The 24275-nt window shown below is 63.7% G+C and carries 25 protein-coding genes and 1 pseudogene; 22 read left to right on the top strand and 4 right to left on the bottom strand.

Going from position 1 to position 24275, the window contains the following annotated elements:
• Positions 1-518: hypothetical protein (locus tag ABSG20_RS05830; RefSeq protein ID WP_423863546.1), on the top strand; the 518-nt coding region annotated here is incomplete at its 5' end.
• A gap of 141 nt (positions 519-659) precedes the next feature.
• Here the strand turns inward: ABSG20_RS05830 and pcaD are convergent.
• Positions 660-1442, bottom strand: a complete 783-nt coding sequence (gene pcaD / locus ABSG20_RS05835) for a 3-oxoadipate enol-lactonase (protein ID WP_423863547.1) — start codon at positions 1440-1442, stop codon at positions 660-662.
• A gap of 249 nt (positions 1443-1691) precedes the next feature.
• On the opposite strand from pcaD, the gene ABSG20_RS05840 reads away from it, so the two are divergent.
• The 11 genes and pseudogenes from ABSG20_RS05840 to ABSG20_RS05890 all read left to right on the top strand — a co-directional run bounded on the left by ABSG20_RS05840 (position 1692) and on the right by ABSG20_RS05890 (position 9517).
• A complete protein-coding gene (locus tag ABSG20_RS05840; RefSeq protein WP_423863548.1) occupies positions 1692-2138 on the top strand; it encodes an SRPBCC family protein in 447 nt (148 codons plus the stop codon).
• A 144-nt stretch (positions 2139-2282) separates the two neighbouring features.
• A complete protein-coding gene (locus ABSG20_RS05845) occupies positions 2283-2768 on the top strand; it encodes a (2Fe-2S)-binding protein (RefSeq protein WP_423863549.1) in 486 nt (161 codons plus the stop codon).
• 33 nt (positions 2769-2801) lie between these two features.
• Positions 2802-3608, top strand: coding sequence for an FAD binding domain-containing protein (locus ABSG20_RS05850; RefSeq protein ID WP_423863550.1), 807 nt, complete (start codon positions 2802-2804; stop codon positions 3606-3608).
• A 37-nt stretch (positions 3609-3645) separates the two neighbouring features.
• On the top strand, positions 3646-4554 hold the full coding sequence (locus ABSG20_RS05855; RefSeq protein ID WP_423863551.1) for an AAA family ATPase: 909 nt from the start codon (positions 3646-3648) through the stop codon (positions 4552-4554).
• A 171-nt stretch (positions 4555-4725) separates the two neighbouring features.
• Entirely contained in the window at positions 4726-5925 is a 1200-nt protein-coding gene (locus ABSG20_RS05860; protein WP_423863552.1) for a vWA domain-containing protein, read from the top strand.
• 11 nt (positions 5926-5936) lie between these two features.
• Positions 5937-6266, top strand: a complete 330-nt coding sequence (locus ABSG20_RS05865) for an XdhC family protein (RefSeq protein ID WP_423863553.1) — start codon at positions 5937-5939, stop codon at positions 6264-6266.
• On the top strand, positions 6263-6955 hold the full coding sequence (locus tag ABSG20_RS05870) for an XdhC family protein (protein WP_423863554.1): 693 nt from the start codon (positions 6263-6265) through the stop codon (positions 6953-6955). The genes ABSG20_RS05865 and ABSG20_RS05870 overlap by 4 nt, the downstream gene beginning before the upstream one ends.
• Positions 6952-8556: an NTP transferase domain-containing protein gene (locus tag ABSG20_RS05875; RefSeq protein WP_423863555.1), complete on the top strand. Its 1605-nt coding sequence runs from the start codon at positions 6952-6954 to the stop codon at positions 8554-8556. The genes ABSG20_RS05870 and ABSG20_RS05875 overlap by 4 nt, the downstream gene beginning before the upstream one ends.
• Before the next feature lie 165 nt (positions 8557-8721).
• Positions 8722-9078: a DUF4189 domain-containing protein gene (locus ABSG20_RS05880; RefSeq protein WP_423863556.1), complete on the top strand. Its 357-nt coding sequence runs from the start codon at positions 8722-8724 to the stop codon at positions 9076-9078.
• A gap of 34 nt (positions 9079-9112) precedes the next feature.
• A pseudogene (locus ABSG20_RS05885) lies at positions 9113-9259 on the top strand (DUF2000 family protein); the annotation flags it as partial.
• Positions 9260-9313: 54 nt separating this feature from the next.
• The gene (locus tag ABSG20_RS05890; protein WP_423863569.1) at positions 9314-9517 is read left to right on the top strand and encodes a DUF5615 family PIN-like protein; all 204 of its coding nucleotides are present in this window, start codon (positions 9314-9316) and stop codon (positions 9515-9517) included.
• Positions 9518-9566: 49 nt separating this feature from the next.
• Here the strand turns inward: ABSG20_RS05890 and ABSG20_RS05895 are convergent, their stop codons facing one another.
• The 3 genes from ABSG20_RS05895 to ABSG20_RS05905 are packed head-to-tail and all read right to left on the bottom strand — an operon-like array spanning position 9567 to position 12781.
• Positions 9567-10445 (bottom strand): efflux RND transporter periplasmic adaptor subunit, encoded by an 879-nt coding sequence (locus ABSG20_RS05895; protein ID WP_423863557.1) that lies wholly within the window; start codon positions 10443-10445, stop codon positions 9567-9569.
• A gap of 33 nt (positions 10446-10478) precedes the next feature.
• Positions 10479-10697 carry a DUF1656 domain-containing protein gene (locus ABSG20_RS05900; RefSeq protein ID WP_423863558.1) on the bottom strand — a complete coding sequence of 73 codons (219 nt, stop codon included), beginning with the start codon at positions 10695-10697 and terminating at the stop codon, positions 10479-10481.
• The gene (locus ABSG20_RS05905; protein WP_423863559.1) at positions 10694-12781 is read right to left on the bottom strand and encodes an FUSC family protein; all 2088 of its coding nucleotides are present in this window, start codon (positions 12779-12781) and stop codon (positions 10694-10696) included. The genes ABSG20_RS05900 and ABSG20_RS05905 overlap by 4 nt, the downstream gene beginning before the upstream one ends.
• Positions 12782-13108: 327 nt before the next feature.
• Between ABSG20_RS05905 and ABSG20_RS05910 the strand changes: the two genes are divergently transcribed.
• The 10 genes from ABSG20_RS05910 to ABSG20_RS05955 all read left to right on the top strand — a co-directional run bounded on the left by ABSG20_RS05910 (position 13109) and on the right by ABSG20_RS05955 (position 23878).
• Positions 13109-13333, top strand: coding sequence for a hypothetical protein (locus tag ABSG20_RS05910; protein WP_423863560.1), 225 nt, complete (start codon positions 13109-13111; stop codon positions 13331-13333).
• Between the two features lie 627 nt (positions 13334-13960).
• Complete coding sequence (locus tag ABSG20_RS05915) at positions 13961-15481, top strand: sugar ABC transporter ATP-binding protein (RefSeq protein WP_423863570.1); 1521 nt, start codon at positions 13961-13963, stop codon at positions 15479-15481.
• 104 nt (positions 15482-15585) lie between these two features.
• On the top strand, positions 15586-16599 hold the full coding sequence (locus ABSG20_RS05920) for an ABC transporter permease subunit (RefSeq protein WP_423863561.1): 1014 nt from the start codon (positions 15586-15588) through the stop codon (positions 16597-16599).
• A 107-nt stretch (positions 16600-16706) separates the two neighbouring features.
• Entirely contained in the window at positions 16707-17636 is a 930-nt protein-coding gene (locus ABSG20_RS05925) for an ABC transporter substrate-binding protein (RefSeq protein ID WP_423863562.1), read from the top strand.
• Between the two features lie 332 nt (positions 17637-17968).
• Positions 17969-18700: a TetR/AcrR family transcriptional regulator gene (locus tag ABSG20_RS05930; RefSeq protein ID WP_423863563.1), complete on the top strand. Its 732-nt coding sequence runs from the start codon at positions 17969-17971 to the stop codon at positions 18698-18700.
• Complete coding sequence (locus ABSG20_RS05935) at positions 18697-19485, top strand: HlyD family secretion protein (RefSeq protein ID WP_423863564.1); 789 nt, start codon at positions 18697-18699, stop codon at positions 19483-19485. Before ABSG20_RS05930 ends, ABSG20_RS05935 begins: the two co-directional genes overlap by 4 nt.
• Entirely contained in the window at positions 19482-20420 is a 939-nt protein-coding gene (locus tag ABSG20_RS05940) for an ABC transporter ATP-binding protein (protein ID WP_423863565.1), read from the top strand. Before ABSG20_RS05935 ends, ABSG20_RS05940 begins: the two co-directional genes overlap by 4 nt.
• The gene (locus tag ABSG20_RS05945; RefSeq protein ID WP_423863566.1) at positions 20417-21589 is read left to right on the top strand and encodes an ABC transporter permease; all 1173 of its coding nucleotides are present in this window, start codon (positions 20417-20419) and stop codon (positions 21587-21589) included. The genes ABSG20_RS05940 and ABSG20_RS05945 overlap by 4 nt, the downstream gene beginning before the upstream one ends.
• Positions 21590-21678: 89 nt before the next feature.
• Positions 21679-22950, top strand: coding sequence for an adenylate/guanylate cyclase domain-containing protein (locus ABSG20_RS05950; RefSeq protein ID WP_423863567.1), 1272 nt, complete (start codon positions 21679-21681; stop codon positions 22948-22950).
• Between the two features lie 13 nt (positions 22951-22963).
• Positions 22964-23878: a PhzF family phenazine biosynthesis protein gene (locus tag ABSG20_RS05955; RefSeq protein WP_423863568.1), complete on the top strand. Its 915-nt coding sequence runs from the start codon at positions 22964-22966 to the stop codon at positions 23876-23878.
• Positions 23879-24275: the final 397 nt, after the last annotated feature.

Genomic DNA, 24275 nt, shown 5'->3' on the forward strand with positions numbered 1-24275 from the left:
ACTGGCGGATCAGTTCATTTAATGGCGTATTGCTGGCGGCCTATTTTATTCCGACCTGGACCATCGTTGCCTTAAGGATCATGATTTCGCCGATCCATGGCCTTTATGAGCGGCCGAATATCGCGGTCGGGCTGTTCGTCAGCGACCACCTGCAGCTGGCGGCGGCGGCAGCCATCCGCGCCGCTTGGCTGTTGGCCCTGGGCAAGCTGACCGTCGTTGCGTTCTTTGCGATCTTCCTGGTCCTGATTACCCGCGCCACGATCCGCAAGGCCGGCGGCTGCGACGAAGCGCTTGCCTTGGCCCTTGCGATCGGCAGCGTGATCAGTTTTGTCAGTATGCTGATGGCCTCGGAGGTGGGCGAGACCGCGGCGCTTCGGCTGCATGCGACAGAACTGCTGCTGCTGCTCGGCACCGCTATCGTGCTGCTGGTCGAGCCTCCGGCGTCGCCGCAGCCCGATCGCGGCGCAACGTCAGGCTGTCTATCCACGCAGCAGTCCCAGCTGCCCGACCATCGCTGACAGGCGCGACATCAAGGGATCCTTGACGCCTACGTTTGAACTCCTGGCCCGATCGTGCCGCTCCCGCTACCGCTCAATGACAGGCGCCGCATCCGAAATCTAAGAACAATGCTTTCGGATGGTTACAGTATAATAATACCTTCAGCGTTGCGTCAGAAAGCCGATCACGGCGTCGGTGAAGGCGTGCGGCTGCTCGACATTGGAAATATGCGCCGCGTCGAGTATCGTCATGCTGGCGCCCGGAATCTGGCTGCGGATGAATTCGCCGGCGGCGATCGGCGTCGCCGTATCATGCCTTCCGGCGATCACCAGCGTCGGGCTCTTGATCCGGGGCAGCAGGTCGCGCTGGTCGAGCGTGCTCAGCGCCTCGCAGCAGGCCAGATAGCCCTGCACCGGCGAAGCCAGCAGTATCGCCTTCAAGTTGGCTGTTATATGCGGCTCGCGCTCGCGGAAGTCCGCGGTCAGCCAGCCCGCGATCACGGTGTCGGCCACCGCGGCAATGCCGCCTTGCTGCACCGCCTTGATGCGGTTCAGCCAGTTGGTCGGATCGGGATAATAGCAGGCGGTGTTGGCGAGAATGATCCTGCCAAACCGCTCCGGGGCGTTGGCGCCGAGCCATTGCCCGACCATGCCTCCCATCGACAGTCCGCACCAGTGCACCTTGTCGATATTGAGATCATCGAGGATCGCCAGTACATCGCGGCCGAAACGCTCCATCGAATAGGGGCCGGGCGGTACGCCGGATTTGCCGTGGCCGCGCCGGTCATAGCGGATGACGCGAAACAGCTGCGTCAGCCCCTTCATCTGCAGCTCCCACATCTGCAGGCTGCAGCCCAGCGAATTCGACAGCATCAGGGTCGGTCCGCCGTCACGGCCTTCGACCGATACGTTGAGCAGGCAACCGTCGGCATCGATCATCGGCATGGTATATTCCTCTTCATGCGCGGACGTGACCCGCATATCCTTAGCGAAAGGTAGCCTTCGGCTGGATGGGGGCGAGCAAGGGCGAAAGCGACGTACTCATGATTTTCGCGACCTAATCATCCCGGCCGACCTCTGCCAATCCCGTTGCGTTCGCAATGTGCGTCGCTCATACTCGTTTTCTACCCTTCCTTTCAGGGCGCGCGTGCCTTACTTGGAGGGAAGAGGCAAGAAATCCGGGGAGGTACAGCGATGGCCATGACGATGAATGGCGAAGTCCAGCTGGCGGCGCCGCGCGAGGCCGTGTGGACCAAATTGAACGATCCGGCCGTGCTCAAGGTCTGCATCCCCGGATGCGAGGAACTGGAGAAAACCGAGGACAACGGTTTCCGCGCCGTCGCCAAGATGAAGGTCGGGCCGGTGTCCGCCCGCTTCAAGGGCCGGGTGACGCTGAGTGATCTCGACCCGCCCAATGGTTACAGGATATCCGGCGAAGGCGAGGGCGGCGTCGCTGGCTTCGCCAAGGGCGGCGCGACGGTGGCGCTGGCCGAAAAGGATGGCGGCACGTTGCTGACCTACGACGTCGAGGCGCAGATCGGGGGCAAGCTGGCCCAGCTCGGGCAGCGGCTGATCAACGGCACGGCCAAGAAACTGGCCGATGAATTTTTTGCTAATTTCGCCAAGGCGGTGCAGGGCTAGTCCGAGCTGACTCCAGGTCGAATCAGAGCAGGCCAGGCCCAGGTGAGGTTGCTCATTGCCGGGATGCCCCATATTATGGCGGTGCAATGATTTTGAAGACTGTGCCGCCGTGCAATGCGGCAGCGCAGACGAAGAGAGTGCTGAATGGCCAAAATTTCCCTGATCGTAAACGGCAATCCCGTCAATGCCAATGTCGACCCCCGCACCTTGTTGGTGCAATTACTGCGCGAGAATCTGCGGCTGACCGGCACCCATGTCGGCTGCGATACCTCGCAATGCGGCGCCTGCGTCGTGCATCTCGATGGCAAGGCGGTGAAATCCTGCACCACGCTTGCGGTCATGGCTGACGGGCACGAAGTCCGGACCATCGAAGGTCTTGCCGCCGACGGCGCCCCGCTGCATCCGATGCAGGAGGCGTTTCGCGAGCATCACGGCCTGCAATGCGGCTTCTGCACGCCCGGCATGATCATGACCGCGGTCGACCTCGTCCATCGCAAGGGTCACGATCTCACAGATCACACCATCCGCGAAGAACTCGAAGGCAATCTGTGCCGTTGTACCGGCTACCAGAACATCGTTCAGTCGATCGCGGCCGGCGCCAAGGCGATGGCCAAGTCCGATCTCGCATAACTGATGTCACCGTATTGCGGTTAGGAAGTCCTCATGTACGAATTCAAATATCATCGTCCGGCGACGGTGCGGCAGGCCGCCAATCTGCTGGCCAAGAATGAGGATGCCAAGGTGATCGCCGGCGGCCACACGCTATTGCCCGTCATGAAGCAGCGGCTGGCGAGTCCACCGCATCTGATCGACCTCTCCCACATCGAGGGACTCGATGGCATCGAGATGAAAGGCCGCTCGCTGGTGATCGGCGCCACCGCGACCCACGCCCATGTTGCGGGTTCGGCCGCCGTCGGCGAGGCGATCCCGGCGCTGGCCGAGCTCGCCGCGGTGATCGGCGATCCCGCGGTGCGCCACAAGGGCACCATCGGCGGATCGCTCGCCAACAACGACCCCACCGCCGACTATCCCGCGGCCTGCCTCGCGCTCGGCGCCACCATCGTCACCAACAAGCGGCGCCTGAAGCCGGAAGAGTTCTTTCAGGGGTTGTTCACGACGGCGCTCGAGAGCGACGAGATCATCACCAAGGTGATGTTCCCGGTGCCGAAGAAAGCTGCCTATATCAAATTCCGCAACCAGGCCTCGCGCTATGCGCTGGTCGGGGTGTTCGTCGCCAAGCGGCCCTCCGATGTGCGCGTGGCCGTGACCGGCGCCGGCTCCGGAGGCGTGTTCCGCGTCGCCGCGTTCGAGGAAGCCCTGAAGAAGCGCTTCGCGCCCAAGGTGCTGGATGGTTTGACGGTGCCGGCGGAGGGACTGAACAGCGACCTGCACGGCAGCGCCGAGTACCGTGCCCATCTGATCGCGGTGCTGGCGCGCCGCGCCGTCGAAACCGCCAATGCAAAAGCGTGACTTTGCCAGTTTTTAGCTCAACAGAATCGGCGTTTGCATGACCGCATCGACGCTGCCTACGTCAGTCGATGCGATGCTCGATGTGTTGTCCTCGCGCGGTTATCTCGCCGAGCGCTCGCTGGCGACGGTGACCTATCTGTCGCTGCGCATGGGCCGGCCGCTGTTTCTGGAAGGCGAGGCCGGCGTCGGCAAGACCGAAATCGCCAAGGTGCTGTCGGCGGCGCTCGGACGAAAGCTGATCCGGCTGCAATGCTACGAAGGCCTCGACGTCGCCTCCGCGGTCTACGAGTGGAACAGCGCGGCGCAGATGATCGCGATCCGGCTCGCGGAAGCGGCCGGCGATACCGATCGCGACCAGCTGACATCGGACATCTTCGCCGAGCGCTATCTGATCAAGCGGCCGCTGTTACAGGCGCTGCAGCCGGAAGTCGCAGGCGCGCCGGTGCTGCTGATCGACGAACTCGACCGCGCCGACGAGGCCTTTGAGGCCTATCTGCTGGAAATTCTCTCGGACTTCCAGGTCACGATCCCCGAATTCGGCACCGTCAAGGCACCGCAGGCGCCGATCGTCATCATCACCTCGAACCGCACCCGTGAGATTCACGACGCGCTGAAGCGCCGTTGTCTCTATCACTGGGTCGATTATCCCAATGCCGAGCGTGAGCTGGCGATCGTCAAATCGCGCGTGCCTGGAATTTCCGCAAAATTGTCGCAGCAGGTGGTCCGCTTCGTGCAGGCGCTGCGCCAGCAGGATTTCTACAAATCGCCGGGCGTGGCCGAAACCCTCGACTGGGCGACCGCGCTGACCGAACTCGACGCCCGCGCGCTGACGCCCCAGGTGGTCGGCGATACTATCGGTGCGCTGTTGAAATACCAGGACGACATCGCGCGAATGCAGGGTGATACGCTGCAGAAAGTTCTGAAAGAGGCGACCAGCGAGGGTTAGATTGCGCGCAACAATAATCCCCGTCATTCCGGGACGCAGCTCAGTTCGGCGACTGCCGACCTGAGATGCAGGCCCGGAATCCGTAACCCCGATTCGTGGTTATGGATTGCGGGCTCGCTACGCTTCGCTTCGCGCCCCGGAATGACGGGGTTCAGATCGAGTAGCAATCCGATGGCCATCAATCATCTCGCCCCTGAAACCGGCCAAATGGCCGACAATGTCGTCGGCTTTGCCCGCGCGCTGCGCGCGGCCGGGATTCCGGTCGGGCCCGGCACGGTCATCGATGCCTTGAACGCGCTGCAGGTCATCGAGATCGGCAACCGCGCCGATGTCTTCACCACGCTGCAGGCGGTCTTCGTCAAGCGCCACGAGCACGCGCTGATCTTCGCCCAGGCGTTCGCGCTGTTCTTCCGCGCCGCCGAGGAGTGGAAGCACATGCTGGATTCGGTGCCGCTGCCGGATCATGCCAGGAAAAAGCCGCCGCCGGCCTCGCGCCGAGTCCAGGAGGCGCTGTCGCAACCCCGGATGAACGAAGTCCCGCAGGTGCAGGAGCAGGAGCTCAGGCTTTCGGTATCGGACCGGGAGGTACTGCAGAAGAAGGATTTTGCCCAGATGAGCGCAGCCGAAATCGCGGCTGTCACCCGCGCCATCGCGCAGATGAGGTTGCCGCAGGCCGAGCTGCGCACCCGCCGCTACCAGCCGGATGCGCGGGGCTTGCGGCTCGACATGCGCCGCACCTTGCGCGGCAGTCTGCGTACCGGCGGCGACATCATCGATATCCATCGCCTGGGGCGGATCGACAAGCCGGCGCCGATCGTAGCGCTGTTGGATATCTCCGGCTCGATGAGCGAATATACCCGCCTGTTCCTGCATTTCCTGCATGCCATTACCGATGCCCGCAAGCGCGTGTCGGTGTTTCTGTTCGGCACCAGGCTGACCAATGTTACGCGCAGCCTGCGGGCGCGCGATCCCGACGAGGCGCTCGCCAGCTGTTCGTCGACGGTGCAGGACTGGGCTGGCGGCACCCGCATCGCCACCTCGCTGCATACCTTCAATAAATTGTGGGGCAGGCGGGTGCTCGGGCAGGGCGCCATCGTGCTCTTGATCTCCGACGGGCTGGAGCGCGAGGCCGACACAAAGCTCGCCTTCGAGATGGACCGGCTGCACCGGTCGTGCCGCCGGCTGATCTGGCTCAATCCGCTGCTGCGCTATGGCGGCTTCGAGGCCAAGGCGCAGGGCATCAAAATGATGCTGCCGCACGTTGACGAATTCCGCCCGGTACATAATTTGAGTTCGATGGAGGGGCTGATAGCGGCACTTTCGTCGGCGCCGCCGCCGCATCACCGCAGCCTGATAAGGTCCGCAGCTTGAAAGAGGGTCCCATGCTCAATCGCGACCAAGACATTCTCGAGACGGCGGAGGACTGGCAGAAGGCCGGCCACGGCGTGGCGCTGGCGACCGTCGTCGAGACCTGGGGTTCGGCGCCGCGACCGGCCGGCTCCAGCCTCGTGATCAATGATGACGGGACCTTTCTCGGTTCGGTCTCGGGCGGCTGCGTCGAGGGGGCTGTGGTCACCGAGGCGCTCGATGTCATCGCCAGCGGCAAGCCGAAAATGCTTGAATTCGGGGTTGCCGACGAGACCGCCTGGAATGTCGGGCTGTCCTGCGGCGGCACCATCCGGGTGTTTGTCGAGAAGGTTGGCCAGCCGTGAAGCTTGAGACGCTTTCCGAACTCAATGCCGAGCGCGCCGCGCGGCGGCCGGTGATCGTCGTCACCGCCGTCGCCACCGGCGCGCAGCGTCTGGTCAAGGCCGCCGGCATCGCCGCCGACCCGCTGTGCACCGAGCTGACAAGACAGTTGCGCATGGGCAAGAGCGGCATGATCGAGGCCGGCGGCGAGAGACTTTTCCTCAATGTCTATGCTCCGACCGCGCGGCTCGTCATCATCGGTGCGGTTCACATCAGCCAGGCGCTGGCGCCGCTGGCGCGGTCACTCGACTACGACGTGACAGTCGTGGATCCGCGCACCGCCTTTGCCAGCCCCGAACGGTTCCCGGATGTGCCGCTGATCGCCGAATGGCCCGACGTGGCGCTGCCGCCGCTCAACCTCGATCACTACACCGCCTTCGTGGCGCTGACGCACGATCCGAAAATCGACGATCCGGCGCTGCTGCACGCATTCCAGCGCGACTGCTTCTATATCGGCGCGCTCGGGTCGCGAAAGACCCACGCCAAGCGCGGCGAGCGCCTCAAGGCGCAAGGCGCCGGCGATGCCGATATCGCGCGCATTCATGCCCCGATTGGCCTGCCGATCGGTGCGGTGTCGCCGTCGGAGATCGCGGTTTCGATCATGGCCGAGATCACCGCGCAGTTACGGCTGCCGAAGGAAGCCGCGGCATGAAATTCGGTCCGGCCAGTCCGGCGGACGCGATCGGCGGTGTCACCGTTCATACCCTGCGCCAGGGATCGCTGGTGCTCAAGAAAGGCACTGCGATCGGCCGCGCCGAGGTCGAGGCGCTGACCCGCGCCGGCGTTGAGGAAATTGTGGTGGTCCGGCTCGAGGAGGGTGACATCTCCGAAGACGCCGCCGCCGCCAGCATCGCCCAGGCCGTGGCCGGCGAGGGCATCAACGTCGAGCGCGCCTTTACCGGCCGCGCCAATTTATTCGCGGGCCGCGCCGGCGTGCTGGTGGTGGACCGCGCCAGGGTCGACCGCATCAATGGCGTCGATGAAGCCATCACCTTCGCCACGCTCTCCGCTTACAAGCCCGTGGTCGAGGGCGAGATGGTCGCGACGGTAAAACTCATTCCCTTCGGGGTCGAGGCGCGCTTGTGCGATGCCGCGGTGGCGGCGGCAGCCGACGGCGCGCTGCGGATCGCGCCCTATGTCATCAATCGCGTCGGAATCGTCTCGACCGTGCTGCCGGGGCTGTCGCCCAAGGTGGTGGAGAAGACCCTGCGGGTGACGGCGGAAAGGCTGGCGCCCGCCGGCGCCACCATCCTGGCCGAACGCCGGGTGCCGCATCAAGAAACGGCGCTGAAGGCCGCCATCCGTGAATTGCTCGATCTCGGTGCCGAACTGGTGATTGTGTTCGGGGCGTCGGCGATTGCCGACCGGCGCGACGTGATTCCGGCCGCCATCACCGACCTCGGCGGCACCATCGAGCATTTCGGCATGCCGGTGGATCCCGGCAACCTGCTCTTGATCGGCAATGCCGGCGGCCGCCCGGTGCTGGGCGCGCCGGGCTGCGCACGCTCGCCGGTGGAAAACGGTTTTGACTGGGTGCTGATGCGCCTGTTGGCCGGTCTCAAGGTGACGCGCGCGGAACTCACCGCCATGGGTGTCGGCGGGCTGTTGATGGAAATCGTCACGCGGCCGCAGCCGCGCGAGAAACTCGATAGCGACGGCAATCGGAACGTGGCCGCGATCCTTCTCGCGGCCGGGCGCTCGACCCGGATGGGCGGGCCCAACAAGCTCCTGGCCGAAATCGGCGGCAGGAAGCTGGTCCGGATCGTCGCCGAGCAGGTGCTGGCCTCGAAGGCCCATGATGTCATCGTCGTAACCGGCCATCAGGCCGATCAGATCCGGGCGGCCTTGCGAGGGCTGAAGGTCACGTTTGTGCATAATCCCGATTTCGCCGAAGGTCTCGCCAGTTCGGTCAAGGCCGGTATCGCCGCGGCGCCCGATCACGCCGATGGCGCGGTGATCTGTCTGGGCGATATGCCGCTGATCTCCTCGGATTTGATCGACCGCCTGATCGAGGCCTTTGCGCCCGACCGTGGCCAGCTGATCGTGGTGCCGGTCAGCAATAACCGGCGCGGCAATCCGGTGCTGTGGTCGCGGCGCTTCTTTCACGAACTGATGACGCTCGACGGCGATATCGGCGCCCGCCACCTGATCGCAAGGCACAGTGAGGCGGTGGCGGAAGTCGTGGTCGAAGGGCACGGCGCATTTCTGGATATCGACACCCCGCAGGCGCTTGAGGCGGCGCGGCGGGAGTGAGGGTTAGCGAATGCGCACGTTTGGTGGGGCCGCCGAGGCATTGCCCATCCCGTATTTTCCACCGCCCTCGTTCACCAAGTCGAAACGTCCTCCCGGTACATTTTCGCCCTGATGACCTCGGGGGAGGGACTTTTGACTTCCTTTAGCAGCGCGCGGCGGCGCGCGATGATTGTTTTTGCTCTGACCTTGGCGATCGCCGGCGCGCGGTTCGCAACGGAAGCGTGGGCGGCGGGCGCGTTCGCGATCGGCAAATGCGGCGCCTATGGCCAGGCCTATGATTTTGCCGGCGAGGCAGACGCGCGGGCGGCGGCGCTGAAGCGGTGCGACGGCGCGTGCAAGGCCGTGACCATGAAACGCGCCTGCGCGGCGTTCTCGATCGACATGACCAACCCCTGCGGCGCCCACGGCTACGCCGTCCGGCCGCAGATTTCGAGTTCGCTCAACGAGGCGACGCGCAAATGCTATGAATTCGGCGGCAAGGAATGCGTGATCCGGGCCTGGGCCTGCGACGCCAAGGGGTAGCGCTCGTCATTGCGGGGCGCCGCCATCGGGTCACATGTTCAAGACGACGCACGATGCGGCCAACCGCGAGGCGGTAAAGGCGGTGAACCGCGCCGATCTCAACCTTGTGGGTCTGGCCATGCGCGCAGGACGCAAGGTGATCGGCAAGATCGCGCGTCAAGCGTCTGCTGCGGCGATGTAGAGCAGATCGTCGCCGTCTTCGATCCAACGCAGCGCGTCCGGTCCGCCATCAAAGATCACCGACCGACCCACAGATTGGACCCGCAGCCCTTGGCAGCTTCTTGCCAACGAAAATTTCCCGGGCACAGCCGTTACGAACCTTATAGCAGCGGGGCACGATGTCATGTGGGTGAGAAATGGGGCCCCAGGCATGAGCGATCCAGATGTGCTCGCGTGGGCGGCACGCGACGAGCGCACCCTACAGACCTTCGACAAATAGCTGCCCTTCTCACGAGGTTACGGGTTCTGACCCTACTGAGCCAATCCTCTCACCACCAACTGATCTTCCCGATCGATACAGTGGCGGTGCGCCCGGCGACGAGAAGAAGGTCCGGCGGAACATTGTCGAGCTTGATGCGGACAGGGATTCGCTGCGCCAGGCGTACCCAGCTGAAAGTCGGATTGACTAAAGCCAACAGGTCGCTGCTGGTGCTGCGGTTCTGGTCCTCGATGCCGAGGGCGATGCTCTCGACGTGTCCCGATAGCACGCGCGCATCGCCAATCAGCCTTGCGGTCGCATCCTCGCCGACACGGATACGCCGCAGCTTGGTTTCCTCGAAATAGCCCTCGACGCGGTACGTGTCGGAATCGATCAGCGCAAAGACGGCTGCGCCGGCATTGACGTAGCGTCCGGGCAGGAGACCGAAATTGGTGACTATGCCGTTGACTGGTGCCACGACTGTCGAACGCTCGAGATTAAGATTCGCTACTTCGAGCGCCGCGTTCGCCGCGTCGAGTTCGGCTTGATCGACGTCTACCGCCTGCTGCCTCTGCTCGACCTGCTGGACGGTGATCGCGGCAGTGCTTAGATTTTTCGCGCGCTCTAGATCGCGCTTGGCCTGATCGAGCGTCGCCTGCCGGCTCGCGACATCGGCTTTCGTCTGGTCGAGCGCATATTGAAAGCGGCGCTGATCGATACGGAACAACGGCTGGCCCTTGCTCACCTTTTCGTTGTCGTGAACAAGGACGTCGCTGACCAAGCCGGAAACGTCGGCGGCGACCGTGACCACGTCGGCGCGCACACGGCCGTCGCGCGTCCACGGCTCGAGCATGTAATAGCCCCAGAGCTGCCAGCCGACGGCAATCGCAACCAGCACGACAACGAGCGTGAGCAGCACGCGGCCAGTAGAGGCGAAAAAGTCCTTCATCGCACCATCACCCGAGGTTCCAAGTCCACGATGTTATGCCAGCGGCAGGATGCTCGCACCCGCCGCTGTGACGACGCCAACCAGAATGACGTAGATTGCGAGATCAAACAGCGCGCGATGCCAGACCAAACGATAGAAACCAATGGCACGCAGGAGCCGGTTGATCACGAGGACCTGAAGCAAAAAAGCGATTGCGGCAAACACCGCGAACGCCGGAAAGTACACGCCATAGATATCGAACTCGCCAATCACGATACGCTCCCAACGCTGGCGGCTTCGCCCGGCCCGGATTGCGCTGCATCAGCCAGTCCTGTTTGTCTCGGCTGATAGGCCGGCGCGTCAGGGTAAAGGGTCTGCCGCAGGCCGACAACCGCGGCGATGCAAGCAGGAGTGGATGCGCTGCAGGCCGTCACTTCGCTGATAACAATGTCGATCTTTTGCAACAAATCGTCGCCAAGCGGCGCCACACGGCCGCGCGCGAGGGCACGGAAATGCGCCGCGAGGCCCGCAAACATCGTCGCCAAAGCGTCTTGCGCGGGCTGCGTCATGCCGGGCGCCATCGATTGCGTCTCGATCATATTGACGCCAAGCCGCAGATCTTCGAGCGCATCAGCGAATTCATGCCGCGGCCGCGGCTCGAAGCGCGGTTGCCGGTACAAGAGCAGCGCGACGCGATCCATCATGCGGCTCACCCATTGCTCGCGGGTCGGCTGCGATCGCCTGGCGGCAAGGTCGGCAAGGTCGCGATAAATGGCCCGCAGCAAGCGCTGCGCGCTCGCTTGCGTGCCGATGACACGCATCAGCCGGGTCACGATCAGCGCCGCGACGCCGCCGAGCACAAAAGCGCTGTTGGAATTCACAATGGCCGCCAGATCGGCGGTATAGCTCGTCTGCAGGCCCATTTCGACACAGAAACCGAGCGCGAGCGCCAGACCAACCGGTGCATAGGCCGGAATTGCCATCAACAGGCCGGCCGGAATCAGTACAAAAGCGAGCACGGCGCAAAGCAGGACGAACCCGCCGATCGCCGGCAACACAAAGAATTGGTAGACGAACACAAGTGGAATGCACAATGCCAGGAGCAGGGTAATGTTGCGAATGGTGGGCGTCGGATCGTCCAGAGCAGCAAATAAAGTGCTGGCCACGGCCGCAAAGGCAATGGCGCTGGCGCCTTCCGGCCATGCGGTCGCGATCCAGAAGAACGCGCATATGGCCATAGCGACGCCGGCCGCCAATCCCGTCAATAGCGCGATGCCCGGATCCGTATGCATCGGCTTTGGCCCGATCTCAGCCGCGGCGCCGCGAATTTCGGCGCTCGGCGTGTGGTCCGGATCGGCCAGATAAGCGACAAAGCCGAGATTGGCTTGCCAGGAGTCGATTAGCTCGATCAATCGCACGCAGATGTTGACCGTCACGAGATCCGCCCAGCTTGATTGCGGGCCGACAGCCGGGGTGGCCGCGACGCAGGCTTCCTTGAGCTTTGCCGGGCTTCGTTGGTCGCTGGGTGCTTTCGCGTTCACCCAATCGTAAACGCCTTCCACCGCCCACGCCAGCTTTGCATCAAGCGGCCCAATACGCCGAAGCAGTGTCAGACGATCCTCGATGCTGCTCACCAGCGGCAACAAAGCGACGATCTTGCGGTCGAAAGCGCGAATGGTGCCGATATCCGGTCGATGCGGCGAGGTGTCGAAGCGCAAGCTGGTGCCGAGCACATAAAGCTCGCTGATATCAGCGGCGATCCGGCGCCGCTCCATCTCGGCTTCCAGGGTCGCTTGCTGGGTCAAGCCATCGGCAAGCCAACGACGTGTGTCCGCAATGGAACCTCTCAACTTTTGTTCAAAGGCCGAAAACACGCTTTTGGGGAAGATGAGACTGTGAACGATGGCGGCGCAGACGACGCCGAGCGTGATCTCCTCGACTCGCGACACCGCGGTGTCGAACACCGTGTCAGGCGCAAGCACGCTCGGAAAGCCGATCAAGGCGGCGGTATAACCTGAAAGTACAAACATGTACGAACGCGGCGTGCGATCGAGCAGCGAAACGAAAACGCAGAGTGCCACCCAAAGCATGATCGCAAGCGTCGTCAGCTCAGGCGCGTCGACCAGATTGGGAACGATGGCGACCATGGCGGCGGCGCCGACGAAGGTGCCGATGGCGCGATAGACAGCCTTGGCCCGCATGGCGCCGGACAACGGCTGGCTGGTCAGATAAACCGTGGTCATGGCCCAGCCCGGGCTCTTCAAGTCAAGGCTGAAGGCGACGAACATCGTGAGGATGGTCGCGATATAGCAGTTTACCGAGAAAATGATCGGCCGAATATCAATATCCCTGATCATATCCTGTCCACTTCGTCGCGCCGACGGCTGAGCCGAACGCCAGCGGAGCCGTGCCGCGTCAGAGGCCGAAATCATCCGAAAGGTCCATTCGTCGAACGACTCCTCATCGCTCGTTTTAGGCTTAGGAGGAGGTCTCCTGCCCCCATCTATGTGACCCTCGACCAAGAGAGATTTCAAGTCGGAACAAAGTGGTCAAGGAGCTATCCGATGTCGAGCGTGCCTTCGCCAGCCTCAAGGACATCATCGACATGCGGCCGATCTATCACCGCACAGACGGCCTGGCAGAGGCGCACGTCTTCGTCGCCGCGTTGGCATTCCTGCTGCATCGTGCGGTCGAAAAGAAACTCAGGGGCGGCCGCGCGTCTCGATCTCTCCGCCACCGAGGCGCTGACCGCGCTCAACTCCGTGCGCATGGTCGACATCGCGCTCGGCGATGGCGCCACCAAGCGTTCAGTCACTCACGGCTCTCAGCGCGCCGCCACCGTGCTGCGCGCGCTCGGCATCGAACTCGATCCGCCGACCCCGCCGCAGCGAGGCGAAACCGTCATGTAGTGACAAGCCGCCATACCCGCTCTAGGAAAATCAATGGGTTACGTGACTAAACGTCAAACATGGGCTAGCTAGGAAATACTCGATTTATCCACCGCCATTCCGCGGCGCGCCTTGGATCGGACATCGCCGATCTGAGGCGCGAGCCCGGAATCCATAACCCGCCATGCCTGTGATGCCTCCGTCCACCTTATTGCAAGCAAGAAGCACGGGACGTTCTTGGTATGACCAATTATCTGGTGCATCCAAACCACGGACCGCGCTGCCGCGGATCCCGCGCAATGGCCGGCCCCTCGGAACCGGTGGACGATGGAATGGTCCCGCGCGAAGGCCTTCCGGTCCGACCGCCACATCCGACGCTTGACAACAGCCCACAACCCCAACGCATAATGAACTAACAAGTCGCGCGCTCACCATCGCGCGGATCTGGGAGGATGGCTCGATGACCGCGCGGTTGCCCAGGTCTGGCCTGGGATATCAATCTCAGGTTGTTGACTTCTGCCCACCATTCCAGTCGGGGCCTTGCATCGCGCCCGGACGCGGCTGGCTTCGATCGGACGGGCGGGCATCCAGTCCGCGCCGTGACGCCGCCTCCTTTGCCATCACACTAGAGGTATGACCTTGACGTCGATGACCAGGGACCAGCCTGCAATCCTTGAGATGCGCAACATCTCGAAGACCTTCGTCAATTTGCGCGTGCTCAAGAACGTCTCGCTCAACGTCAGGGCCGGCGAGGTCCATGCCCTGATGGGGGAGAACGGGGCTGGCAAGTCGACCTTGATGAAGGTCCTGTCCGGCGCCTACCGGGCCGATCCGGGCGGCGAGATCCGTATTGCCGGCGAGCCGGTTACCATCGAAGGACCGCATGCGGCGCGGCAGCTTGGCATTTCGATCATCTATCAGGAGCTGTCGCTGGCGCCGAACCTCACAGTGGCGGAGAATATTTTTCTCGGCACCGAGCTGTCGCGCAACGGAATCATCGACCGGCGAGCGATGAATGAGGCCACGGGACCGATCCTGGCTCGTCTTGGCGTCGGCTTTACGCCGCAGACCATGGTCGGTTCGCTGTCGATGGCCGAGCGGCAGCTGGTCGAGATCGCCCGCGCTCTGCATGCCCGCTCCCGCATCCTGGTGATGGACGAGCCGACCACCTCGTTGTCGTCACGCGAAACCGAGAAGCTGTTCGAGCTGATCCGCAGCCTGCGCGCCGACGGGCTCGCCATCATCTACATCAGCCATCGCATGGGCGAGATCTACGACCTGTCCGATCGCGTCAGCGTGCTGCGCGACGGCGGCTATGTCGGCACCCTGGAGCGTGCCGATCTCTCGGCCGAACGCCTGGTCCAGATGATGGTCGGACGCGATATATCGTCGTTCTACAAGAAAGAGCACGACGCCCACCAGAGCCGTGGGCGGGTGATCCTCAGGGTGAGCGACATGAGCGACGGCAGGCGGGTCAAGCATTGCAGCTTCGACCTCCATGAGGGCGAGGTGCTCGGCATCGCCGGCCTGGTCGGCGCCGGCAGGACCGAATTCGCCCGCCTGATCTACGGTGCTGATCCCCGGCTGTCCGGTACCGTCGAGCTCGATGGCAAGCCGGTCTCGATTTTCGCGCCGCAGCAGGCGGTCGACGCCGGCATCGTTTATCTGACCGAGGACCGCAAGTTGTACGGCCTGTTCCTCGACATGAGTGTTCGCGAAAACATCAATCTCGGGGTGATCGCTCGCGACAGCCTGCCCGGAGGCATCCTGAACCTGAAGGCCGCGGCCAAGCGCTCCAGTGACGCCATCAAGTCCTTCGGCATCCGCGTTGCCGCTGACGTCATCAATGTCGGCGCGCTGTCAGGTGGCAACCAGCAGAAGGTCCTGCTGTCGCGCCTGATCGAAACCAATCCGCGCGTGCTGATCCTCGACGAGCCGACGCGCGGCGTCGATATCGGAGCCAAGTCGGAAATCTACAGGATCATTGACCAGCTGGTTAAGTCCAAAATGGGTGTGATCGTGATCTCGAGCGACCTGCCGGAAGTTGTCGGCATCTGTGACCGCGTTCTCGTGATGCGCGAGGGCATCATCGCCGGCGAGGTCGGCGCCCCCGGAACACCGCCAATTTCCCAGGAGAGCATCGGTGCCATCGCAACCGGGGTAGGCTGAAGGTTCGAGGTCGCGCTCGCGCGTGCCTCGATCAGGCTGAAAACGTAGACCGAACAAAGACGAGAAACGAACCAACGAACTACATTCAATCGCTGGAGGAAGTCATGTCGGTATCGAATGCGCAGGGATTGACGGCCGAGGACGCCGGCAACAAGGCCGCCCAGCGCAAGCTCGCGCTGCACCAGGCGATCCAGATCCTCGGCATGCTGCCGGTGCTGCTGCTGCTCTGCATCGCCTTCCATTTCCTGTCGGACTACCGCTTCTTCAGCCTGCAGAACATCTCGATCGTGATGCAGCAGGCCTCGATCAATACCGTGCTCGGCGCCGGCATGACCATCGTCATCCTGACCGGCGGCATCGACCTGTCGGTGGGCTCGATCCTGGCGGTCTCGGCGATGGCCGCCCTGATCGCTTCCAAGATCCCGGATTTCGGCATGCTCGGTATTCCCGCCGCGCTGTTGTGCGGGCTCTTGTTCGGCGCCATCAACGGCGCGCTGATCGCCTTCCTGCGGCTGCCCCCGTTCATCGTTACGCTGGGATCACTGACCGCGGTGCGCGGCGCCGCCCGGCTGATGGGCAACGACACCACCGTGTTCAATCCGAAGCTCGCCTTCGCGTTCATCGGCAACGGCAATCTGTTCGGCGTGCCCTGGCTGGTGATCGTGGCCCTGGCGGTGATTGTGGTGACCTGGTACGTGCTGCGGCGGACCGTGCTTGGAACGCATATCTACGCGGTCGGCGGCAATCCGGACGCGGCGCGGCTGACCGGCATCAAGGTGTGGGCCGTGTTGTTGTTTGCCTACGCGGCCTCCGGATTCTTTGCCGGTCTCGGCGGCGTCATGGCGGCGGCACGGCTCTATGCGGCCAACGGCCTGCAACTCGGCCAGTCCTATGAACTCGACGCGATCGCGGCCGTGATCCTTGGCGGCACCAGCTTCGTCGGCGGTATCGGCTCGATCTGGGGCACGCTGATCGGCGCCCTGATCATCGCGGTCCTCACCAACGGCCTGATCCTGGTCGGCGTCTCCGACATCTGGCAGTTCATCGTCAAGGGCCTGGTCATTGTCGGCGCGGTTGCGCTCGATCGTTACCGGCTCAAGGGATCCGCGCGCACCTGAAGCAAAGCCGCGCGGGGCGTGATGTCAAGGTGGTCGAACCACCGGGGCGACGTCGCTGCAACCTCACTCAACAAACCTCAAATCCAAAAAACAACGGGAGAAATTCAATGCAAAAGATTCTACTTGCCGCGGCCAGCGCGCTCGCGCTCTGCGCCGGAACCGCACAGGCCAAGGAACTGAACTCGATCGGCATTTCCGTCGGTTCGCTCGGCAACCCGTTCTTCGTCACGATCGCCAATGGCGCCGAAGCCAAGGCCAAGCAGATCAATCCGAAGGTCAAGATACTGACGGCTTCAGCCGATTATGATCTCGGCAAACAGTTCACGCAGGTGGACAATTTCATCGCCGCCGGCGTCGACATGATCCTGATCAATGCGATCGACGCCAACGCCATCGAGCCGGCCATCAAGCGGGCGCAGGCGGCCGGCATCGTGGTGGTGGCAATCGATGTCGCCGCCAACGGCGCTGATGCGACGGTTCAGACCAACAACGTCCAGGCCGGCGAGATCGCCTGCAAGTACATCGTCGACAAGCTTGGTGGCAAGGGCGACGTGATCATCGAGAACGGACCGCAGGTCTCCGCCGTGGTCGACCGCGTCAAGGGCTGCAAGGAGGTGTTCGCCAAGGCGGCCGGCATCAAGATCCTGTCGGACGACCAGGACGCCAAGGGGTCGCGCGAGGGCGGGCTGAACATCATGCAGGGCTATTTGACTCGCTTCCCCAAGATCGACGCCGTGTTCGCCATCAACGACCCGCAGGCGATCGGCACCGACCTAGCGGCCAAGCAGCTCGGGCGCACCGGGATCGTCATCAGTTCGGTCGACGGCGCTCCCGACATCGAGGATGCGCTCAAGACCGACACCATGGTCCAGGCATCCGCTAGCCAGGATCCCTATGCGATGGCCCAGCAGGCGGTCGAGGTGGGCGCCGGAATCCTGAACGGGAAGAAGCCATCCAATCCGATGATCCTGATGCCGTCGACGCTGGTCACCCGGGACAATGTCAAGGATTACAAGGGCTGGTCCAGCCCGCGTTGATGCAGCGGCGGCGTATCGGCATCTCGTCAAGGAGGCCGCCGATCTGCCTCCCGACCGCGCAATGATCCTCTTATGCGGCCAAGCCTGACCGATCTGTCGGCCGGCCTTCCGTCCCGGACCGGGAAGGGCAGGATTTCAACAACACCGTCCTTCCGGGGAGCGCCACCGGGTCCGCGCAAAGCGCGGCCCCGTCTCCTGTCAATACAGTAAATTAACAGTGACAAATGCAGTGGCGCGTACTGCGACAGGCCGCCGGTATGACAAAGCCGGCGGGTCCTCGGCGGGTTCGGACCGGGATTGACAATGACTGACCGGTCAGTCATATTTCGCCGATGCCGAGCTCACGACCCAGACCCCCGGATGCAATCTCCTCGAAACCGGCCGATCGCCGGCAGGGTGCCAAGGCTGCCCCGGCCAAGGCGTCAAAGCCGGTCTTGCCAAAGCCTGCGCCGAAGCCAGCATCCAGCCGCGCCGCGCGCGCGGCGGAGCGGCGCGCGGCGATCATCGAGGCGGCGCTGGATGAGTTCATCGCGCGCGGCTTTACCGCCACAAGGCTCGACGACGTCGCCAGACGCGCCGGTGTCGCCAAGGGCACGATCTACCTGCACTTCAAAGACAAGGAATCGATGTTCGAGGAGCTGATACGGACGGCACTGGTTCCGTTGATCGGCCGCCTTGCCGCGCCGCCACCCTTCGGCGGATCGGTTCGAGATGCCCTCGAGGGCTTTGCCCGGACATTCATCCAGGAGGTGGCGATGACACGGCGTGGCGACATCGTGCGCCTGATCGTTGCCGAGGGTCCGAGATTTCCGAGCGTTGCCGATTTCTACTACCGCGAAGTGGTCTCGCCTGGCCTGGCCGGCATGCGTGCCCTGATCGAACTTGCGGTCTCGCGCGGCGAGATCGCACACCCGGAGCTGGCCCGCTTTCCGCAAATCATCGTGGCGCCCGCAATCGTCGCGGTGATCTGGCAGAGTCTTTTCGGCAGGCACGCGCCACTGGATGCGCACGAGATGCTTCGGGTGCATCTCGACATGATTTTTGGCGAACGGAGGATGACATGACCTCGTCGCGAAGCCGGCCGCGAATCCTGCTGGCGTTGACGCTGGCGGCAACGCTTGCCGGCTGCAGCGAGAAGCGGGATCCCGGCTTTCAGGGCTGGGTCGAGGCCGACATGATCTTCGTCAGCCCCGACGAATCCGGGCGCGTGACCAAACTCGAAGTTCGCGAGGGCGACGAGGTCAAGACCGGCGTGCAGCTCTACGCCGTGGACGATGACCTGCAGCAGGCCAATCTCAACCAGAACAAGGCCACGCTGGCCAACGCCCAGCAGAGCTATGACCGCGCCGCCTCCCTGAGCAAGACCGGTTCCGGCACCCAGGCCAATCTCGACGCAGCGGTCTCGGGGCTGCGGGTGGCTGAAGCGCAAGTCAACACCTCGCAGACCCGGTTGGCGCGCCGCATCGGCTATGCGCCGGTGAACGGCACCGTACAGCAGATCTACTTCCGCGAGGGCGAGACGGTGCCGGCGCAGCGGCCAGTGCTGTCGATCATGCCGCCCGGCAACATGAAGGTGCGGTTCTACGTGCCGGAGCCTGAACTGCCGAAGCTTGCGATCGGCGACGAGGTGCGGGTTTCCTGCGACAACTGTGCCGCCGATCTCACCGCGAAGATCTATTTCATTTCGACGATGGCCGAGTACACCCCGCCGGTCATCTACAGCCTCGATGAGCGCGACAAGCTCGTCTACCTGATCCAGGCGCGGCCGAGCAGACCCGATTCATTACGTGTCGGCCAGCCCGTCAGTGTCTATCTGAACCCCAAGACGCCGATGGCGGACAAGCGATGACCGCGGCGCCCGCGGCCGGCATCGCCATCGACGTCCACGGCCTGTCGAAGTCGTTCGAGGGCCGCGAGGTGGTGCATGACCTCAGCATGCAGGTCAAGCGCGGCACCATCTACGGCTTCCTCGGTCCCAACGGCAGCGGCAAGACCACGACCATCCGCATGCTCTGCGGCTTGCTGACGCCCGACAGCGGCGAGGGCACTTGCCTCGGCTTCGACATCCGCCGCGACGCCGACAAGATCAAGCGCCAGGTCGGCTACATGACGCAGCGCTTCAGCCTGTACCAGGATCTGTCGGTGCGAGAGAATCTCGAATTCGTCGCGCGGCTCTATGGCGTGCGCGACGCGCGCGGCGCCGCGCGCGACATGATCCGGCGGCTCGGGCTGCAGGGGCGCGAAGCGCAACTTGCCGGCGAGCTCTCCGGCGGCTGGAAGCAGCGGCTGGCGCTCGGCGCCTGCACGCTGCCCAATCCGCAATTGCTGCTGCTGGACGAGCCGACCGCCGGCGTCGACCCAAAAGCGCGGCGCGATTTCTGGAACGAAATTCACGGGCTCGCGGCCAAAGGGCTGACGGTGCTGGTTTCCACCCACTACATGGACGAGGCCGAGCGCTGTCACGAGATCGCCTATATCGCCTATGGCCATCTGCTGGTCCACGGCACCGTGGATGAGGTGATCGCGAAATCGGCGCTGTCGACCTACACGGTCACCGGCGACAATCTCACGGCACTGTCGGCCGATCTCACCGGCAAGCCCGGGATCGACATGGTGGCGCCGTTCGGTACCAGCCTGCATGTGTCCGGCCGCGACAAGCCCGCGCTCGAGGCCACCATCGCGCCCTGGCGCGCGCATCGGGAATTGCATTGGCAGCACGGCGCGCCGTCGCTGGAGGACGTGTTCATTGAACTGATGACGCGCTCGACGGATAATTTCCAATGAGCGCGGTTGAAAGCATCGAGGTCGACGTTGCCGCCGGCACGGCGGAACGGCGGTTCGGTTTCTGGCGGCGGACGCTTGCGATGGTGATCAAGGAGTTCATCCAGCTGCGGCGCGACCGGGTGTCGTTTGCGATGATCGTGATGATCCCGGTGATGCAATTGATGCTTTTCGGATATGCCATCAACACGACGCCGCGCAATCTCCCCACGGCGGTGCTGCTGCAGGAGGACAGCGATCTCGCCCGCTCGATCCTGAAGGCGCTGGAAAACACCAGCTATTTCAGTTTCACCCGGGAAGTGCACGATGTCGCGGAGTTCGACAATCTCCTGCTGTCCGGCAAGGTGCTGTTCGGCGTCGAAATCCCCCGCGGCTTCGAGCGCGCGGTGCGGCGCGGCGACTACCCGGCCTTGCTGGTCGCCGCCGACGCCACCGATCCGGTGGCGGCCGGCTCCGCGCTTTCGGCGCTCGGCGTCATCGTGCAGACCGCGCTGCAGCATGACCTGTTCACCGGCGATCCGCCGCAGATGCCCTTCGAGATCCGCGCCCATGCGCGCTACAACCCGGCGGCATCGTCGCGCCTCAACATCGTTCCCGGCCTGGTCGGCACCATCCTGACCATGACCATGCTGATCTTCACCGCATTGTCGGTGACGCGCGAGATCGAGCGCGGCACCATGGAAAGCCTGCTGTCGATGCCGATCAAGCCGGTTGAGATCATGCTCGGCAAGATCATTCCCTATGTGCTGGTCGGCTTCATCCAGGCCTCGCTGATCATCAGCATCGGCGTCTTGCTGTTCGGCGTGCCGGTGCTCGGCAGCCTCTTCATGCTGGCATTGCTCTCGACGCTGTTCATCACCACCAATCTGTCGATCGGCTATACGTTCTCGACCATCGTGCAGAACCAGCTGCAGGCGATGCAACTGTCGATGATGTTCTTTCTGCCGAGCATCCTGTTGTCCGGTTTCATGTTTCCGTTCGCGGGCATGCCGGTATGGGCGCAATATGTCGGCGAGGGCCTGCCGCTGACGCACTATCTGCGTATTGTGCGCGCCATCATGCTGAAGGGCGCGACGCTGCCCAACCTGCAAAATGACGCGCTGGCGCTGGCAGGCCTGATGCTGCTCGCCATGACGATCGCGGTGACGCGCTTCCGCCGCACCCTCGATTGAAGCAGAATGGGACGCTTAAGGGGGTGCCAGGGGATGCACAGGGGGTGACGATGCAGCGGTTTTGGCACGATTGGGCACCTCGCGCGGCGATGCCAACAGAGGTAGAGCGCGCGCTCACTCAAGAGGTGATGCGGACCGAATTGCTGCGGGTCAAGACCCTGATCGCCACCATTGCGCTGTTGATCGCGATGATCTCGGTCTTCCACTGGCTCGATCCCGGCGACGTCGACAGGATCTGGCACGGCCGCCTGCCGCCAGAATATCTCTATGTGACCTTGGGCCTGTTCATCCTGTTCGAGCTTTGGGTGCATGCGGTGATCCGTCACCACCTGACGCTGCCGCATCATGACGTGCCGCGGATCAGGCGGTATCTCAGCGCGCTGATCGAGACCACGCTGCCGACGGTTGCCTTGGCGCTGAATTTCGAAACCATGGGGCCGGCGCGGGCGCTCGGCTTCGTGGCGCCGCTGACCTATTTCATCTTTATCATCCTCTCCACGCTGCGGCTGGATTTCTGGCTCTCCACCTTCACTGGAGCGGTGTGCGGCGCGCAGTTGTTCGCGATGGCGATGCTCGATCGTCCGTCGGAATTCCCTGAACCCGAACCTGGAATTTTCTATCACGCGGCACGCAGTATCGTCATTCTGATCTGCGGGATCCTCGCCGGTGCCGTCGGCGCGCAGCTGCGCCGCCAGTTCACCGCCAGCATCAAGGCGGCGACCGCGCGCGACCGCATCACCAACCTATTTGGCCAGCATGTTTCGCCCGAGGTGGTCGAGCGGCTGCTGGTCGAGGGTGCCGGAGCCTGCAGTGATCTCAGGCGGGTCGCGGTGATGTTCGTCGATTTTCGCGGCTTTACCGCGGCCGCCCGTTCCCGCACGCCGCAGCAAGTGGTCGACCGGCTGGACCGCGCCTTCGCCGTGCTGGTCGACATCCTCGACCGCCATGGCGGCATCGTGAACAAGTTTCTCGGCGACGGCTTTCTGGCGCTGTTCGGAGCGCCGCTCGAGGCGCCGGAGGCCGCGCAGCATGCGGTCGCCGCCGCGCGCGACATGCTGGCGGCGATGGACAGCATCAATGAGGGCTCGGACTGGCCCTTGCGCATTGGTATCGGAATCCATTTCGGCGAAGTGGTCGCTGGCAACATCGGCTCGCCGCGGCGCAAGGAGTACACCGTCATCGGCGATACCGTGAATTTCGCTTCCCGGCTGGAGTCGCTCAACAAGGAATTCGGGTCACAGCTGTTGATTTCGGCGGAGGTCCGTGCCGCCCTGGGGCAGGACGGCGGCGACGCGGTACCGCTTGGCGAAGTCGCGATACGCGGATATGACCGGCCGATGACGGTGTGGCAGTTGGGGTAGAGGAAGGTATCAGATGCAGCGTCGCTATATCACGGTCGACGTGTTCACCGACCGCGCTTTCGGCGGCAACCAGCTCGCTGTGGTGCTGGATGCCGAAGGGCTTACGACCGCGCAGATGCAGGCCATTGCGAACGAGTTCAATTTTTCGGAGACGACCTTCGTGCTGCCGCCGCGCGATCCCAGCCATGATGCGCAGGTTCGCATTTTCACACCACGGCAGGAACTGCCGTTCGCCGGTCATCCCAATGTCGGCACCGCCTTCGTGCTGGCAACGCAGGCCGAGACCCCGCCGGCGCGGCTCGTCTTCGAGGAGATCGCGGGAATTGTGCCGGTCGAAATCCAGATCGAGGGCGGCAGGGTGGAGGGCGCTGAACTCACCGCGCCGCGGCCGCTGCGCCGGTTGACGACGTTTGGCGCCGAACCGACGGCGGCGTGCCTGTCGCTTAAGCCGTCGGAGCTGCGGCTTGATCGGCATCTGCCGCAAATCGTCACGGTCGGCACCTCGTTCCTGGTGGCCGAAGTCCATTCGCGCGAGGCGCTGCGGAAGGCTTCGCCCGACGCCGCCGGTTTTGCGCGCGTGTTTCCCTGCGACGACGCGTTCGCGGTATACTTCTATACCCGCGATGTGCCGCCGCGCGAACTGCCATGCGACCTGCAGGCGCGGATGTTCTTTCCCGGCGCGAGCGGCCTGATTGAGGATCCCGCCACCGGCAGCGCCACCGTGGCGGTCGCGGCGCTGCTCGCGGATCTCACCAGCGAGCGCGACGGCGAACTCAAGCTGCGCATCGGCCAGGGGGTCGACATGGGGCGGCCAAGCCTGTTGTTGACGCGCGTCGTCAAACGCGATGGCGCCGTCGTTACAGCCCATGTCGGCGGCGGCTGCGTCCAGATGATGGAAGGCACGTTTCACCTGGCGGGGGAAGGGTAAAGTGGTGGTTTCGCACCCGCGCTTCCCATTTGGGATGTGCCTTCGGTCGGCCATCGCCGACCGGCGGCACAGGCCCGGGAACTGGCTCACTTGTCATCCTCCGCGAAAGCGGGGGATCCAGTGCGCCGTGGCGTTCCGGTTCTATCGCGGTTGCTCTGGAATACTGGGTCGCCCGGTCAAGCCGGGCGATGACGGGCTTGCTCGATGCAAGGCTGAGCAAAACGAGGTAGTCCGGATGAGCGAAGCGATATCCGGGAACAGACCCCGCCCACCAATCCGGATGTCGCTTCGCTCATCCAGGCTACGCTCATTCATACCTGCTTCGCCTCCAGGTTTTCGATCCGTACCCCGTCGCGCTCCCCAATGATCTCGGCGATCCACTGCCGGTGGCATTGTT

This window comes from Bradyrhizobium sp., assembly GCF_049512235.1.
Classification (GTDB): domain Bacteria; phylum Pseudomonadota; class Alphaproteobacteria; order Rhizobiales; family Xanthobacteraceae; genus Bradyrhizobium.

Coding starts and splice junctions, on each gene's coding strand:
- pcaD (WP_423863547.1), bottom strand. CDS start 1,442: ATGCCGATGATCGATGCCGACGGTTGCCTGCTCAACGTATCGGTCGAA.
- ABSG20_RS05840 (WP_423863548.1), top strand. CDS start 1,692: ATGGCCATGACGATGAATGGCGAAGTCCAGCTGGCGGCGCCGCGCGAG.
- ABSG20_RS05845 (WP_423863549.1), top strand. CDS start 2,283: ATGGCCAAAATTTCCCTGATCGTAAACGGCAATCCCGTCAATGCCAAT.
- ABSG20_RS05850 (WP_423863550.1), top strand. CDS start 2,802: ATGTACGAATTCAAATATCATCGTCCGGCGACGGTGCGGCAGGCCGCC.
- ABSG20_RS05855 (WP_423863551.1), top strand. CDS start 3,646: ATGACCGCATCGACGCTGCCTACGTCAGTCGATGCGATGCTCGATGTG.
- ABSG20_RS05860 (WP_423863552.1), top strand. CDS start 4,726: ATGGCCATCAATCATCTCGCCCCTGAAACCGGCCAAATGGCCGACAAT.
- ABSG20_RS05865 (WP_423863553.1), top strand. CDS start 5,937: ATGCTCAATCGCGACCAAGACATTCTCGAGACGGCGGAGGACTGGCAG.
- ABSG20_RS05875 (WP_423863555.1), top strand. CDS start 6,952: ATGAAATTCGGTCCGGCCAGTCCGGCGGACGCGATCGGCGGTGTCACC.
- ABSG20_RS05880 (WP_423863556.1), top strand. CDS start 8,722: ATGATTGTTTTTGCTCTGACCTTGGCGATCGCCGGCGCGCGGTTCGCA.
- ABSG20_RS05895 (WP_423863557.1), bottom strand. CDS start 10,445: ATGAAGGACTTTTTCGCCTCTACTGGCCGCGTGCTGCTCACGCTCGTT.
- ABSG20_RS05905 (WP_423863559.1), bottom strand. CDS start 12,781: ATGATCAGGGATATTGATATTCGGCCGATCATTTTCTCGGTAAACTGC.
- ABSG20_RS05915 (WP_423863570.1), top strand. CDS start 13,961: ATGACCAGGGACCAGCCTGCAATCCTTGAGATGCGCAACATCTCGAAG.
- ABSG20_RS05920 (WP_423863561.1), top strand. CDS start 15,586: ATGTCGGTATCGAATGCGCAGGGATTGACGGCCGAGGACGCCGGCAAC.
- ABSG20_RS05925 (WP_423863562.1), top strand. CDS start 16,707: ATGCAAAAGATTCTACTTGCCGCGGCCAGCGCGCTCGCGCTCTGCGCC.
- ABSG20_RS05930 (WP_423863563.1), top strand. CDS start 17,969: ATGCCGAGCTCACGACCCAGACCCCCGGATGCAATCTCCTCGAAACCG.
- ABSG20_RS05935 (WP_423863564.1), top strand. CDS start 18,697: ATGACCTCGTCGCGAAGCCGGCCGCGAATCCTGCTGGCGTTGACGCTG.
- ABSG20_RS05940 (WP_423863565.1), top strand. CDS start 19,482: ATGACCGCGGCGCCCGCGGCCGGCATCGCCATCGACGTCCACGGCCTG.
- ABSG20_RS05945 (WP_423863566.1), top strand. CDS start 20,417: ATGAGCGCGGTTGAAAGCATCGAGGTCGACGTTGCCGCCGGCACGGCG.
- ABSG20_RS05950 (WP_423863567.1), top strand. CDS start 21,679: ATGCCAACAGAGGTAGAGCGCGCGCTCACTCAAGAGGTGATGCGGACC.
- ABSG20_RS05955 (WP_423863568.1), top strand. CDS start 22,964: ATGCAGCGTCGCTATATCACGGTCGACGTGTTCACCGACCGCGCTTTC.